This is a genomic window from Stenotrophomonas beteli (genome assembly GCF_001431665.1).
GTDB classification, from domain to species: Bacteria; Pseudomonadota; Gammaproteobacteria; order Xanthomonadales; family Xanthomonadaceae; genus Stenotrophomonas; species Stenotrophomonas beteli.
This window is the reverse complement of record NZ_LLXV01000042.1, coordinates 1-12,336: the sequence shown is the minus strand read 5'-3', so window position 1 is coordinate 12,336 and position 12,336 is coordinate 1. Positions and strand designations below refer to the sequence as shown.

The following is a 12,336-nucleotide window of genomic DNA, read 5'->3' as shown; positions in this document are numbered from 1 at the left end:
GTGCCGGCAAGCATCACGCCGCAAGCGTTTCGCAACGTGGTGTTTTTTTGTCCATACCGGAAACGCAGACGCCCCGCGCAAGGCGGGGCGTCCGGGGCCGATCCGATGCCGCTGGATCAGACGTTGAAGCGGAAGTGCAGGATGTCGCCTTCCTGCACACGGTATTCCTTGCCTTCCAGGCGCAGGCGACCGGCTTCCTTGGCGCCGGCTTCGCCCTTGTACTTGATGAAGTCGTCATACGCGATGGTTTCGGCGCGGATGAAGCCCTTCTCGAAGTCGGTGTGGATGACCGCCGCGGCCTGCGGGGCGGTGGCGCCCTTGCGCACGGTCCACGCACGGACTTCCTTCACGCCGGCAGTGAAGTAGGTCTGCAGGCCGAGCAGGCTGTAGGCCGCGTTGATCACGCGGTTCAGGCCCGGCTCGCTCAGGCCCAGGTCGGCCAGGAAGGTATCGCGGTCCTCGTCGTCGAGCTGGGACAGCTCTTCTTCGATCGCGGCCGACACCGGCACCACCTGCGCGCCTTCGGCGGCAGCATGCGCACGCACGGCTTCCAGGTGCGGGTTGTTGTCGAAACCGTCTTCCAGCACGTTGGCGATGTACATCACCGGCTTCAGGGTCAGAAGGAACAGGTCGCGCACCAGCGCCTTCTCTTCCTCGTCCAGGCCGGCCGAGCGACCGGCCTTGCCGTCGGACAGTGCGGCCTGCAGCTTGGCCAGCACCGGCTTGCGCGCCGCCGCGTCCTTGTCGCCACCCTTGGCCGCACGCTCGGCACGGTTCAGCGCCTTCTCGACGCTGTCCAGGTCAGCCAGCGCCAGTTCGGTGTCGATGGTTTCGATGTCCGAGATGGGGTCGACCTTGCCGGCCACGTGCACGATGTCGCCGTGCTCGAAGCAGCGCACCACGTGAGTGATCGCATCGACTTCGCGGATGTGCGCCAGGAACTTGTTGCCCAGCCCTTCACCGCTGGCGGCACCGGCCACCAGGCCGGCGATGTCGACGAACTCGACCGCGGTCGGGATGACCTTCTGCGGGTTGATGATGCCCGCCAGCTCGTTCAGGCGCGGATCCGGCACCGGCACGATGCCGACGTTCGGCTCGATGGTGCAGAACGGGAAGTTCGCCGCGGCGATGCCCGCCTTGGTCAGCGCATTGAACAGGGTCGACTTGCCGACGTTGGGCAGGCCGACGATGCCGCATTTGATACCCATGGGTGACAGCTCTCTGGGGTGAAAGTGATTGGTGAAACAGCGCGCGCGCTGCTTGGCCAATCCGTCTCGGTGTCGATCATTGTGTGCCAACCAGGGTTGGCACCTACCCAAAGCAGGCTACTTCGGGGTGTGCAGCCGCTTCATCGCTTCGCTGAAATCGCCCTGCACTGCCAGCGGCATCACGTCGATCGCATCGTCGATGGCGCGCGCGATCAGCACGTCGTCTTCCTTGGATGGGCGACCGAGCACCCAGCCCACCACGCGGTCCTTGTGGCCGGGATGGCCGATGCCTACGCGCAGGCGATGGAACTTGCCGTGGCCGAGCAGGCGGATGGTGTCGCGCAGGCCGTTCTGGCCGCCGTGGCCGCCGTCGAACTTCAATCGTGCCACGCCGGGCGCCAGGTCCAGCTCGTCGTGGGCCAGCAGGGTTTCCTCCGGCTCGATCTTCCAGAACCGCTGTGCGGCGGTGACCGACTTGCCGCTGAGGTTCATGAAGGTGGCGGGCTTGAGCAGCCACACCGTCTGCCCGGCGATCTCGACCTTGGCGGTCTCACCGAACAGCTTGCTGTCCACATTCCATCGTGCACCGGCTTTTTCCGCCAGGGCCTCAACGAAATGAAACCCGGCATTGTGCCGGGTCCGGGCGTGTTCCGATCCGGGATTGCCCAGACCGACGATCAGTCGCAGTCCTGCCATGGTTCCTTCCAGTACGGTGCCTGCCCGGAGGCAGGCACCGTAGCGGTATTACTCGGCGGCAGCCGCTTCTTCGTCAGCCGCATCGGCCTTGCCGGCCTTGGCGGTGACGATGGCGTCGTCGTGGTCCTTGCCCAGCGCCAGGGCCGGGATTTCCACGCCCTTCGGCAGCTTGATGTCGGACAGGTACACCACGTCACCGGCCTTCAGCTCGCCCAGGTCGACTTCGATCGACTCCGGCAGGTCCTTCGGCAGGCAGGTGATGGTCACTTCCTTCAGTTCGTGGGTGACCACGACGTCGGCAGCCTTGCCGGCCGGCGAGGTGTCTTCGTTGACGAAGTGCAGCGGGACCGAAGCGGTCAGGGCTTCGTTCTCGTTCACGCGCTGGAAGTCCAGGTGCATGATCAGCTGCTTGTACGGGTGGCGCTGCATGTCACGCAGCAGGACCTTCTGCACCTGGCCGTCCAGGTTCAGGTCCAGGATCGAGGCATAGAACCACTCGTTCTGCTGGGCCAGCCAGATTTCGTTGTGGTCCAGGCTGATGGCGACCGGCTCGGCGTTGCCGCCGTACACGATGGCCGGGATCACACCGGCGTGACGCAGGCGGCGGCTCGCACCCTTACGCTGCAGTTCACGCTTGGTGACCTTGATTTCATGGGTCTTCGACATTTTCGACTACTCAGGTTGTTGCCGCGCCCTGCGGCGTGGCGGTTGAAGATGCTTCCGCGACCAGAAGCACCCGGGGTATGCCCCCACCGTTGCCGGCAGGGGCGAAAAACTCAGTCGACGTACAGCGAGCTGACCGACTCGCCGAAGGCGATGCGGCGCATCGTTTCGGCCAGCATTTCCGCCACGCTCAGCTGGCGGATCTTGCTGCACACCCGCGCCGCGTCCTTCAGCGGGATGGTGTCGGTCACCACCAGCTCGTCGAGCTGGGAATTGGTGATGTTGTCCACCGCCGGGCCCGACAGCACCGCGTGGGTGCAGTAGGCGGCGACCTTGAGCGCACCGCGCGCCTTCAGGGCAGCGGCAGCGGCGCACAGGGTGCCGGCGGTGTCGACGATGTCATCGACCATCACGCAGGTCTTGCCTTCGACGTCACCGATGATGTTCATCACGGTGGAGACGTTGGCGCGCGGGCGGCGCTTGTCGATGATCGCCAGGTCGGCGTCATCCAGGCGCTTGGCCACTGCACGGGCGCGGACCACGCCGCCCACGTCCGGCGAGACGACGATCAGGTTCTCGGTGCCGTAGGCGCGCCAGATGTCGGCCAGCAGCAGCGGGGACGCATACACGTTGTCGACCGGAATATCGAAGAAGCCCTGGATCTGGTCGGCGTGCAGGTCGACGGTCAGCACGCGGTCAGCGCCAGCGGTGCTGAACATCTTCGCCGCCAGCTTGGCGGTGATCGGCACGCGCGAGGAACGCATGCGGCGATCCTGGCGCGAGTAGCCGAAGTACGGCACCACGGCGGTCACGCTGGCCACCGATGCGCGCTTGAGCGCGTCGATCAGCACCAGCAGTTCCATCAGGTTTTCCGCGCTCGGCGCGCAGGTCGGCTGGATCACGAACACGTCCTGCTTGCGGACGTTTTCTTCGATCTCCACCTGCACTTCGCCATCGGAGAAATGCGAGACCAGCGCCTTGCCCGGGCGAACCCCCAGTTCCTTGCAGATGTTCTGCGCCAGACGTTTGTTGGCGTTGCCGGAAAAGACCAGCAGGTTCGGGGACTCTTGCATCATGATTGTCTCGGGCGGGGACGAGTGGCGGGGATCCGGAGTCGGCAAGGACCCCGATGGACCCTTGCTGCTGACAACACCGCGGTTGTTTCCACGTCCCGCGCGGGCGATGCGCTGGAAGGCGCGGACACAGCCGCTATTGGCAGGGGCGGTAGGATTCGAACCTACGAATGCCAGGATCAAAACCTGGTGCCTTGGGCCTCTTGGCGACGCCCCTGCATTGATAAATCAGTGTTGCTCGAGTGCATCCAGCAGTGGCGAACGCGCAACGCCCGCTGCCACCCTTGCCCGCAACTCCTTCGGCAACTTCGACCGTCCCTGCTCTGCAGCAGACTGCGATGCGAACTCGACGAAACAACCACTTCCCGAACCGGTCAGCCGCGCCGATCCTATGCCGCTCAACGCTGCGAGCGCGGCCTCGACGGCAGGCTCACGGCGGCGCAGCACCGGTTCGAACGCGTTCCCGACCAGGGTCCCGGAAGCGAAGTCCTCTATTTTCGCCACTGGGCTGTCGCGCGTCAAATCCGGGTCTGCGAACAGGGCCGGGGTGGGAACATGAACGCCGGGCTCGACCACCACATACCAGGCCGGAGCGAGCGTGATCGGACGCAGGCGCTCGCCCACGCCTTCGGCCCAGGCGTTGCGGCCACGCACGAACACCGGCACGTCCGCGCCCAGGCGCAGGCCCAGCGCAGCCAGCGCATCTTCGTCCAGGCCGGCCCGCCAGAGCCGGTTCAGCGCCACCAGCACGGTGGCCGCATCCGAGGAGCCGCCCCCAAAGCCGCCACCGGCAGAAACATGCTTTTCGACGATGATGTCGGCACCTTGCGCGACATTTGCCACTTCTTTCAGCAGCCGCGCGGCACGCACTGCCAGGTCATCGGCCTCGGCCACGCCGGCCAGCCCCTCGCCCTGCCGGCGCACCTGGCCATCTTCACGCAGGCGCAGGCCGATGCGGTCACCCCAGTCGAGCAGGCGGAACACGGTCTGCAACTCGTGGTAACCATCGGCGCGGCGGCCGGTGATATGCAGGAACAGGTTCAGCTTGGCCGGGGCCGGCCACCAGGACCAGCCCGCGTCGTCGGCTACGCCACTCATGGGGCGCCCTGCGCCCACTGGTCCACCAGCAGGCGCACCTTGGCATCGCCCCGGCTGGCCTCGATCCGGCGCGGCACTGCCGGGCGCCCGGCCTCGGCCGGATACCAGTCCAGGTACTGCACCTGCCAGCCCATCTGCTGCATGCGACGCGGCCGGCCCTCGCCGTCGCGTTCGATCGCCTGCGCGTCATCGCCGGCGCCAGCCGCCACCAGGCCGCGGATCCACTCGGGCAGCTGGTTGACCGGGATGTCCCAGCCGGTCGCTTCCAGCAGCAGCTGCTGGGCATCCTCGCCCTCGCGCGGACCGCCGGACAGCCCTTCCAGGCGCCCCCCTCCGGAATGGGCATCGCCACTCAGCTTCCAGCTCTGCCGGGTCACCGGCGCGCTCAGCTCGACCACGTAACGGCGCCCTTCCTGCTTCCAGTCGATGCGACCGCTGCCGCCGTCCTTGCCCTTGCTGACCGCGACCCGGCCCTGGAAGGCCCAGTCCGGCTGTGCCTGCAGTGTAGCCACGCGCGTCGCTTCGGCCTGCGCCGCCTCGGCCGAAACCGTTTCGACCACGGCCGGCGGCGCCGTCTTCTGGGTACCCACGCTGGTGCAGGCAGAAACCGCCAGGGTCGCGGCCGCCAACAACAACGGCCGGATCAGGGAAACACTCATGGATTGAACTTCTCGCGGGCGCGCAGCAGCGCGCGGTTCTCGGGATCAAGCTTGGCCGCTTCTTCAAAGAAGTGGCGGGCCTCGTCGTGCTTGCCCAGCACCCACAGCACTTCACCGACATGGGCGGCGATCTCCGGGTCCTTGGCCAGGGTCCAGGCGCGGCGCAGCTGCACCAGTGCTTCCTCCTTGCGGCCCAGGCGGTACAGCACCCAGCCATAGCTGTCGACGATGGCCGCATTGTCCGGCTCGGCCACGCGCGCACGGTCAATCAGCTCCAGTGCCTCCTGCAGGCGCCCGGTGCGGTCGGCCAGGGTGTAGCCGAGTGCGTTCAGCGTCGGCACGTTCTCCGGGTCGGTCACCAGGATCTTGCGCAGGTCGGCCTCGGCACGCGGGATGTCATCGCGGCGCTCCCAGGTGAGCGCGCGCGCATACAGCAGGCCGTTGTCATCGGGGAACGCCGCCAGGCCGCGGGCCAGCGCATCCAGCTCACCGGCGCTGTCGTCGGCGCGTTGGCGCAGTTCGGCCTCCAGCAGGTAGGCGTCGCGGCGCACATCGTCATCGACGACCGCATCGGACTGGATCGCGTGCACTTCATCCAGCGCCAGCGGCAGGCGCCCGGCCAGGGCCTGGGCGTTGGCTGCGCGCAGGCGCGCCTCGCTCAGCTCATCACCACCCGGCACGCTGTGGTACCACTGCACCGCCTCGGGATAGCGCTTGAGATACTCGGCGATCTTGCCCAGCAGCAGGCGCTGCGCCGGGTCCGGCTTGGCCGCCTGCCGCGACAGCTCGTTGTACAGGTTGGACAGCGCGGCCTTGTCACCCTGCTTGGCCAGCAGCGAGGCGCGCATGCCCCAGGTCTGCACGTCCTGCGGGCCGAACGCCAGCACGCGCTCGGCCGCGGAGGGCTGGCCGAGGCTGTCGTAGGCGATGGCCACCGCGTTGCGCAGTTCCGGGTCCTGGCGGGTCTTCGGCTCGACGTCGTGCAGCAGCGCCAGTGCCTTGCCGGTCTCGCCGGCCTGCTGCAGCTGGCTGGCACGCAGCAGGGCCACGCGCGGCTCTTCGGGGAAGCGCTTGACCACTTCATCGATCATGCGCCGCGCCAGTTCGGGCTTGTCCATGCGCAGGGCGAGGCGGCCGAACTCCTGCCAGGCCTCGATTTTCGGCGGAATGGCGTTGGCGTCGACCAGCTCGCCGAGCACCTGTGCCGGCACCGCTGGATCGCGGCCACCACCGATCAGCGCGGCCAGGGCGAACTTCCAGCCACGTTCATCAGGGTCAGCCAGCAGTGCCTGCAGCTCGGCGCGGGCCGCCTTCACGTCGCCCTGGCGCATGGCCAGCGCACCGGCGGCACTGCGCAGTGTCAACGAGCGCGGCGCGCGTTGTTGCCACAGGGCCAGGCCCTTTGCGGCGCTGGCATCATCGTTGGCCAGCATGGAAATACGGGTGGCACGCTCGGCCAGGCCGGCATCGCCGTCGGTCTGCTCGGCCGCCTGCAGGTACCAGCGCGCGGCCTCGGCCAACTTGCCGGCCTGCAGCGCGAACTCACCGGCCATCACCGGTTCCAGCGCCAGTTCCTCAGTGGCCGGGACCCGCACCGGGGCCTTGGCCGGCACTGCCGCCAGGGCCTGGCCGCAGGCCAGGGACAGCAGCAGAACACTGGGGATGCGAATCAATGCGGGCATCGTCGGCATCGGGGCCTTAAAATGTCGTCCAATGGCCAGCAGCTTATCGCAAGCAACTGAACAATGACCCTGTGGGTGCTCGGACTGAATCACCAGACCGCACCGGTGGAGCTGCGCGAGCGCGCGGCCTTCGCCGGTGAGGCGCTGCCGCGCGCGCTGGGTTCGCTGCGCGACACCCCGCAGATTGCCGAGGCAGTCCTGCTGTCCACCTGCAACCGCACCGAACTGTACGCCGTGGCCGATTCGGCACAGGCGCTGGACCAGTGGCTGCACAGCCAGGCCGGCGACCTGCAGGGCTACCTGTACCAGCACGCCGATGCCGAGGCCGTGCGCCACCTGTTCCGCGTCGCCACCGGGCTGGACTCGATGGTGCTGGGCGAGCCGCAGATCCTGGGCCAGGTGAAGGATGCCTGGTCCACCGCGCGCGACCACGGCCTGCTGGGCCAGCGCCTGGACCGGCTGTTCCAGCAGACCTTCTCGGTGGCCAAGCGCGCCCGCACCGACACCCAGGTGGGGGCCAACCCGGTATCGGTGGCCTCGGCGGCGGTGCGCCTGGCGCAGAATGCATTCGCGCGCCTGGATGATTCCACGGTACTGCTGGTCGGTGCCGGCGAGACCATTGAACTGGCCGCGCGCCACCTGAGTGAAGGCAAGGTGCGCCGGCTGCTGATCGCCAACCGCACCCTCGCCCACGCCCAGGAGCTGGCGACCCGCCACGGTGGCGTGGCGCTGCCGCTGACCGAGCTGGACCGCCACCTGGCCGAGGCCGACGTGGTGTTCTCGGCCACCGCCGCGCGCGAACCGGTGATCCACCGCGAGATGGTCGCCAAGGCGCTGCGCGCGCGCCGGCACAAGCCGATGCTGCTGTTCGACCTGGCCGTGCCGCGCGACATCGAAGCCGAGGTCGGCACACTCAACGACGCCTTCCTCTACACCGTCGACGATCTCGAGCGCGCGGTGGAAGACAACCGCCGTGGCCGTCGCGAGGCCGCCGCCGAAGCCGAGGCGATCATCGACCTGCAGGTGTCGCGCTTCATCGAGACCCAGCAGGCCAGCGCCCACCAGGCCCCGCTGCGGCAGCTGCGCGCGTTCGGCGAGGCCACCCGCGCCGAGCTGCTGGAGCGCGCGCGCCAGCAGCTGGCCAATGGCAAGCCGGCCGATGAAGTGCTGGAACTGCTGGCCCACGGCCTGACCAACCGCCTGCTGCACCCGCCCACCGCTGCGTTGCGCGCGGCCGCATTGAGCGGCGATGCCGACCTGACGCGCGCCGCGCAGCGCCTGTTCCCGGCCACGCCGGGTTACCACCATTCCCCCGTGAGACCCGATGACGCCGACCCTGCGCCGTAAGCTGGAAGCGCTGGCCGAGCGCCGCGAAGAACTGGAACGCCTGCTCGCCGAACCCGATGTGGTCGCCGACAACACCCGTTTCCGCGATCTTTCGCGCGAATTCGCCCAACTGGAGCCGGTCGCTGCCGCGCTCGCCGATGAAGCCCGTGCCAAGGCCGACCTGGCCGCCGCCGAAGGCATGCGTGCCGACCCCGATCTGCGCGAGCTGGCCGACGAGGAAATCGCCGCCGCCCAGGCGCGCCTGCAGGAGCTGGAACAGGAACTGGCCCTGTTGCTGGTGCCGCGCGATCCGCGCGACGAAGGCAACCTGTTCCTTGAAGTACGCGCCGGCACCGGCGGCGACGAAGCCGCGATCTTCGCCGGCGACCTGTTCCGCATGTACGCGCGCTATGCCGAGCGCCAGGGCTGGAAGGTCGAGATCGAATCGGACAACCCCGGCGAGCACGGCGGCTACAAGGAAGTGGTGGCGCGCGTGGTCGGCCGCGGTGCGTTCTCGCGGCTGAAATTCGAATCGGGCACGCACCGTGTGCAGCGCGTGCCGGCCACTGAATCGCAGGGCCGCATCCACACCTCCGCCGCCACGGTGGCGATCATTCCCGAAGCCGACGAAGTCGATGACATCGTCATCAATCCGGCTGACCTCAAGGTGGATACCTTCCGCTCCTCCGGCGCCGGTGGCCAGCACGTCAACAAGACCGAATCAGCGATCCGCATCACCCACGTGCCCACCGGCGTGGTGGTGGAGTGCCAGACCGAGCGCAGCCAGCACGCCAACCGCGACAAGGCGATGAAGCGCCTGAAGGCGCAGCTGCTCGATGCCGAGCGCCAGCGCCAGGACGCGGCACAGGCCGAATCGCGGCGCCTGCAGGTCGGCAGCGGCGACCGCAGCCAGCGCATCCGCACCTACAACTTCCCACAGGGCCGCATCACCGATCACCGCGTGGAAGGCCTGACCCTGTACGACCTGCCCAACATCCTGGCCGGCGACCTCGACCCGCTGCTGCAACGGCTCAGCCACGAGCACCAGGTCGACGCTCTGGCCCAGCTGTCGGCGGGCTGAGCGCGATGTCGGCCTGGCAGCAGCGGCAGCACCTGCAACAGGCGATCGCCCGCCAGCCCGGCGACTTCGTCGCCTGGGTGATGCTGGCCGACCTGGAACTGGAGGCCGGCGACATCGCCGCCGGCGAGCAGGCGGCACGACGTGCATTGCAACTGCGCCCGAACCACCCCGAGGCACTGGCGCGCCTGGGCCGCGTGGCCTGGATGGCCGGTGCGCATGCCGACGCGGCAAAGCTGCTTGGCCAGGCCTCGGCGCTGGCGCCGGGGCATCCCGGCATTGCGCTGTGGCTGGGCCACGCACTGGAAGATGCCGATGATGCCGAGGGCGCGGCTGCGGCCTATCGGCGCGCGCACACGCTGATGCCTGCTGAGCCCTACATCGCCGCCCAGCGCCTGGCCTGGCAGCGCCGCCTGTGCGACTGGCAGGACCTGGAGGCCCTGGCCGCACAGGTACGCGGCGCGCTGGCCTCCGGCCAGGGCGTGGTCGAACCGTTCGCCTTCCTCAGCGAGGACGCCAGCGCCGCCGAACAGTTGGCCTGTGCGCGCGCACGCGCCGCGGTCGTTGCGTCGGCGGTGCGCCCCCTTCCTGCAGTGAAGGTTCGCGAGCACGGCCCGCTGCGGGTCGGCTTCCTTTCCAATGGCTTTGGCGCGCATCCAACCGGTCTGCTGACCGTGGCCCTGTTCGAGCAGCTGCGTCACGACCCGGCGTTGCAGCTGCATCTGTACGCACTGAACCGCGATGACGGCAGCCGCATCCGCCAGCGACTGCAGGGGGCGACCCAGCTGCACGATGTGGCAGGGCTGCGACACGCCGAAACGGCCGCACGCATCCGTGCACACGGCATCGATCTGCTGTTCGACCTGCGTGGCTGGGGCGGTGGCGGCACGCCGGAGGTGCTGGCGATGCGCCCGGCCCCGTTGCAATTGAACTGGCTGGCCTATCCGGGCACGTCGGGCGCGCCGTGGATGGATGCGGTGGTCGGCGATGCCTTCGTCCTGCCATCCACCTTGGAGCCCTATTACAGCGAACGCGTGCTGCGGCTGCCGCGCGCCTTCCAGCCCTCGGACAACACCCGTGTGCTGGAACCCGCGCCGACCCGCGCCGACTGCGGCCTGCCCGCACAGGGCGTGGTGTTCTGCTGCTTCAACAACAGCTACAAGCTCAACCCGCGCAGCATGGGCCGGGCCTTCGCAGTACTGCATGCAGTGCCGGGCAGTGTGCTGTGGCTGTTGTCCGGCCCCGGCCAGGCCGATGCCCGGCTGCGCGCAGCGGCACAGTCCGCCGGCCTGGATCCGGGGCGCGTGGTGTTCATGCCCAAGCTGCCGCATCCACAGTACCTGGCCCGCTATCGACTGGCCGATCTGTTCCTTGACACCCATCCATACAACGCGCACACCACCGCTTCCGATGCGCTGTGGGCCGGCTGCCCGGTGCTGACCTGCCCGGGCGATACCTTTGCCGCGCGCGTGGCCGGCAGCCTCAATCATCATCTGGGGCTGGTGCACATGAACGTCACCGACGATGCCGCCTTCATCGCCACCGCCACTGCGCTGGGCAACGACCCATCGGCCCTGGCCGCGCTGCGCGCCGATCTGGCGCAGGCGCGCGAACGCAGTGGCCTGTTCGACATGGCCGGGTTCGCCCGCGACCTGTCGGCACTGCTGCAACAGCTGGCGCGCGAACATGGCTGGCTGGGAACAACCGTACCGACTGGGTAATGTCGATTGGATGATGTCGACTGGGTAGAGTCGACTGTCAGTCGACTGCCCTCGGCAGGAAGCCTAAAACCCCGCGCTGCGCGCGATAGTCGACTGACAGTCGACTCTACCAGGCGTCGACATCGCCTGAGCCACCGCTGCGCTACGCTCGGGCTTCCTCCCCGCGTGGTGTGACGATGGCCAAGCTCAAGCGCAAGGACTACGACGAACTGCTGCTGCCGCTGCAGCTGGAACTGACCGCGATGGCGCGCTGGGTGCAGCACAGCGGGCAGCGCCTGCTGGTCCTGTTCGAGGGCCGCGACACAGCCGGCAAAGGCGGCGCGATCCAGGCCATCAGCCAGCATCTCAACCCGCGCCAATGCCGGGTGGTGGCACTTCCCAAGCCCACCGACCGCGAAGCCACGCAGTGGTATTTCCAGCGCTACGCCGCGCATCTTCCGGCCGCTGGCGAGATCGTGCTGATGGACCGCAGCTGGTACAACCGTGCCGGCGTCGAGCGGGTGATGGGCTACTGCAGCGAGACCGAGTACCAGCAGTTCCTGCGCCAGGCACCGGTGTTCGAGCAGCTGCTGGTCGACGACGGCATCCTGCTGTTCAAGTACTGGCTGTGCGTGGACCAGGAGCAGCAGGAGAAGCGCTTTGCCGAGCGCCACCTCGACCCACTGAAGGGCTGGAAGCTGTCCCCGGTGGACCTGAAATCGCGCAGCAAGTACAGCGCCTATACCGAAGCCCGCGAGGCGATGCTGCGCGCGACGCATCGCGAGGCGGCACCGTGGACGCTGGTGGATTTCAACGACCAGCGGCTTGGGCGGTTGACCCTGGTGCGCAACCTGCTGGACCGGTTGCCCGATACACGGGTGGATGCACCGTTGCCGGAGCTGCCGAAGCTGAAAGGCAAGCTGCACCGCGAGCACTACGACGTGCTGAAGCCGATCGAGGACTTCCCGATCGAGGATTAGGGTTTGTTCGGCTGGGGCTGCGGCCCTGCACCTGCTCAACGCAACGGCAACGGCAACGGCAACAGCGGGCTATCCGCAGGATGGCGGGGCGGTGCGGGTGGGCAGGACACGCCGTAGACCCGTCCATGGAGGCTCGATGGCGCCATCCATGGCGCCAACGGTCCTGCCCACCC

General features: G+C 68.2%; 11 protein-coding genes and 1 tRNA gene. 4 read left to right on the top strand and 8 right to left on the bottom strand.

What is annotated here, in order from left to right; all coding sequences use genetic code 11:
• Positions 1-116: 116 nt before the first annotated feature.
• The 8 genes from ychF to ARC23_RS11080 all read right to left on the bottom strand — a co-directional run bounded on the left by ychF (position 117) and on the right by ARC23_RS11080 (position 7,079).
• Positions 117-1,208, bottom strand: a complete 1,092-nt coding sequence (ychF, locus tag ARC23_RS11115) for a redox-regulated ATPase YchF (protein WP_057497294.1) — start codon at positions 1,206-1,208, stop codon at positions 117-119.
• A gap of 117 nt (positions 1,209-1,325) precedes the next feature.
• Positions 1,326-1,904: an aminoacyl-tRNA hydrolase gene (gene pth / locus ARC23_RS11110; RefSeq protein WP_005408192.1), complete on the bottom strand. Its 579-nt coding sequence runs from the start codon at positions 1,902-1,904 to the stop codon at positions 1,326-1,328.
• A gap of 48 nt (positions 1,905-1,952) precedes the next feature.
• Positions 1,953-2,570: a 50S ribosomal protein L25/general stress protein Ctc gene (locus ARC23_RS11105; protein WP_005415401.1), complete on the bottom strand. Its 618-nt coding sequence runs from the start codon at positions 2,568-2,570 to the stop codon at positions 1,953-1,955.
• A 110-nt stretch (positions 2,571-2,680) separates the two neighbouring features.
• Positions 2,681-3,640 (bottom strand): ribose-phosphate diphosphokinase, encoded by a 960-nt coding sequence (locus ARC23_RS11100; RefSeq protein ID WP_005415400.1) that lies wholly within the window; start codon positions 3,638-3,640, stop codon positions 2,681-2,683.
• Positions 3,641-3,780: 140 nt separating this feature from the next.
• Positions 3,781-3,857: transfer RNA gene (locus tag ARC23_RS11095), tRNA-Gln, on the bottom strand.
• 11 nt (positions 3,858-3,868) lie between these two features.
• A complete protein-coding gene (ispE, locus tag ARC23_RS11090) occupies positions 3,869-4,738 on the bottom strand; it encodes a 4-(cytidine 5'-diphospho)-2-C-methyl-D-erythritol kinase (protein WP_057497293.1) in 870 nt (289 codons plus the stop codon).
• Complete coding sequence (gene lolB / locus ARC23_RS11085; RefSeq protein ID WP_057497292.1) at positions 4,735-5,397, bottom strand: lipoprotein insertase outer membrane protein LolB; 663 nt, start codon at positions 5,395-5,397, stop codon at positions 4,735-4,737. The genes ispE and lolB overlap by 4 nt, the downstream gene beginning before the upstream one ends.
• Positions 5,394-7,079 (bottom strand): tetratricopeptide repeat protein, encoded by a 1,686-nt coding sequence (locus ARC23_RS11080; RefSeq protein ID WP_203226355.1) that lies wholly within the window; start codon positions 7,077-7,079, stop codon positions 5,394-5,396. Before ARC23_RS11080 ends, lolB begins: the two co-directional genes overlap by 4 nt.
• A 63-nt stretch (positions 7,080-7,142) precedes the next feature.
• On the opposite strand from ARC23_RS11080, the gene hemA reads away from it, so the two are divergent.
• From hemA to ppk2, 4 genes are all read left to right on the top strand, one after another.
• Positions 7,143-8,426, top strand: a complete 1,284-nt coding sequence (hemA, locus tag ARC23_RS11075; protein ID WP_057497290.1) for a glutamyl-tRNA reductase — start codon at positions 7,143-7,145, stop codon at positions 8,424-8,426.
• On the top strand, positions 8,404-9,486 hold the full coding sequence (gene prfA, locus ARC23_RS11070) for a peptide chain release factor 1 (RefSeq protein ID WP_005415394.1): 1,083 nt from the start codon (positions 8,404-8,406) through the stop codon (positions 9,484-9,486). Before hemA ends, prfA begins: the two co-directional genes overlap by 23 nt.
• A 5-nt stretch (positions 9,487-9,491) precedes the next feature.
• Positions 9,492-11,204 carry an O-linked N-acetylglucosamine transferase, SPINDLY family protein gene (locus tag ARC23_RS11065; RefSeq protein ID WP_057497289.1) on the top strand — a complete coding sequence of 571 codons (1,713 nt, stop codon included), beginning with the start codon at positions 9,492-9,494 and terminating at the stop codon, positions 11,202-11,204.
• 176 nt (positions 11,205-11,380) lie between these two features.
• Positions 11,381-12,163 (top strand): polyphosphate kinase 2, encoded by a 783-nt coding sequence (gene ppk2 / locus ARC23_RS11060; RefSeq protein WP_057497288.1) that lies wholly within the window; start codon positions 11,381-11,383, stop codon positions 12,161-12,163.
• Positions 12,164-12,336: the final 173 nt, after the last annotated feature.

Bases quoted from the DNA above. Each gene is read 5' to 3' on its own strand.
- pth (WP_005408192.1), bottom strand. From the start codon at position 1,904: ATGGCAGGACTGCGACTGATCGTCGGTCTGGGCAATCCCGGATCGGAA.
- ppk2 (WP_057497288.1), top strand. From the start codon at position 11,381: ATGGCCAAGCTCAAGCGCAAGGACTACGACGAACTGCTGCTGCCGCTG.
- ARC23_RS11105 (WP_005415401.1), bottom strand. From the start codon at position 2,570: ATGTCGAAGACCCATGAAATCAAGGTCACCAAGCGTGAACTGCAGCGT.
- ARC23_RS11100 (WP_005415400.1), bottom strand. From the start codon at position 3,640: ATGCAAGAGTCCCCGAACCTGCTGGTCTTTTCCGGCAACGCCAACAAA.
- lolB (WP_057497292.1), bottom strand. From the start codon at position 5,397: ATGAGTGTTTCCCTGATCCGGCCGTTGTTGTTGGCGGCCGCGACCCTG.
- ychF (WP_057497294.1), bottom strand. From the start codon at position 1,208: ATGGGTATCAAATGCGGCATCGTCGGCCTGCCCAACGTCGGCAAGTCG.
- ARC23_RS11065 (WP_057497289.1), top strand. From the start codon at position 9,492: ATGTCGGCCTGGCAGCAGCGGCAGCACCTGCAACAGGCGATCGCCCGC.
- ispE (WP_057497293.1), bottom strand. From the start codon at position 4,738: ATGAGTGGCGTAGCCGACGACGCGGGCTGGTCCTGGTGGCCGGCCCCG.
- hemA (WP_057497290.1), top strand. From the start codon at position 7,143: ATGACCCTGTGGGTGCTCGGACTGAATCACCAGACCGCACCGGTGGAG.
- prfA (WP_005415394.1), top strand. From the start codon at position 8,404: ATGACGCCGACCCTGCGCCGTAAGCTGGAAGCGCTGGCCGAGCGCCGC.
- ARC23_RS11080 (WP_203226355.1), bottom strand. From the start codon at position 7,079: ATGCCCGCATTGATTCGCATCCCCAGTGTTCTGCTGCTGTCCCTGGCC.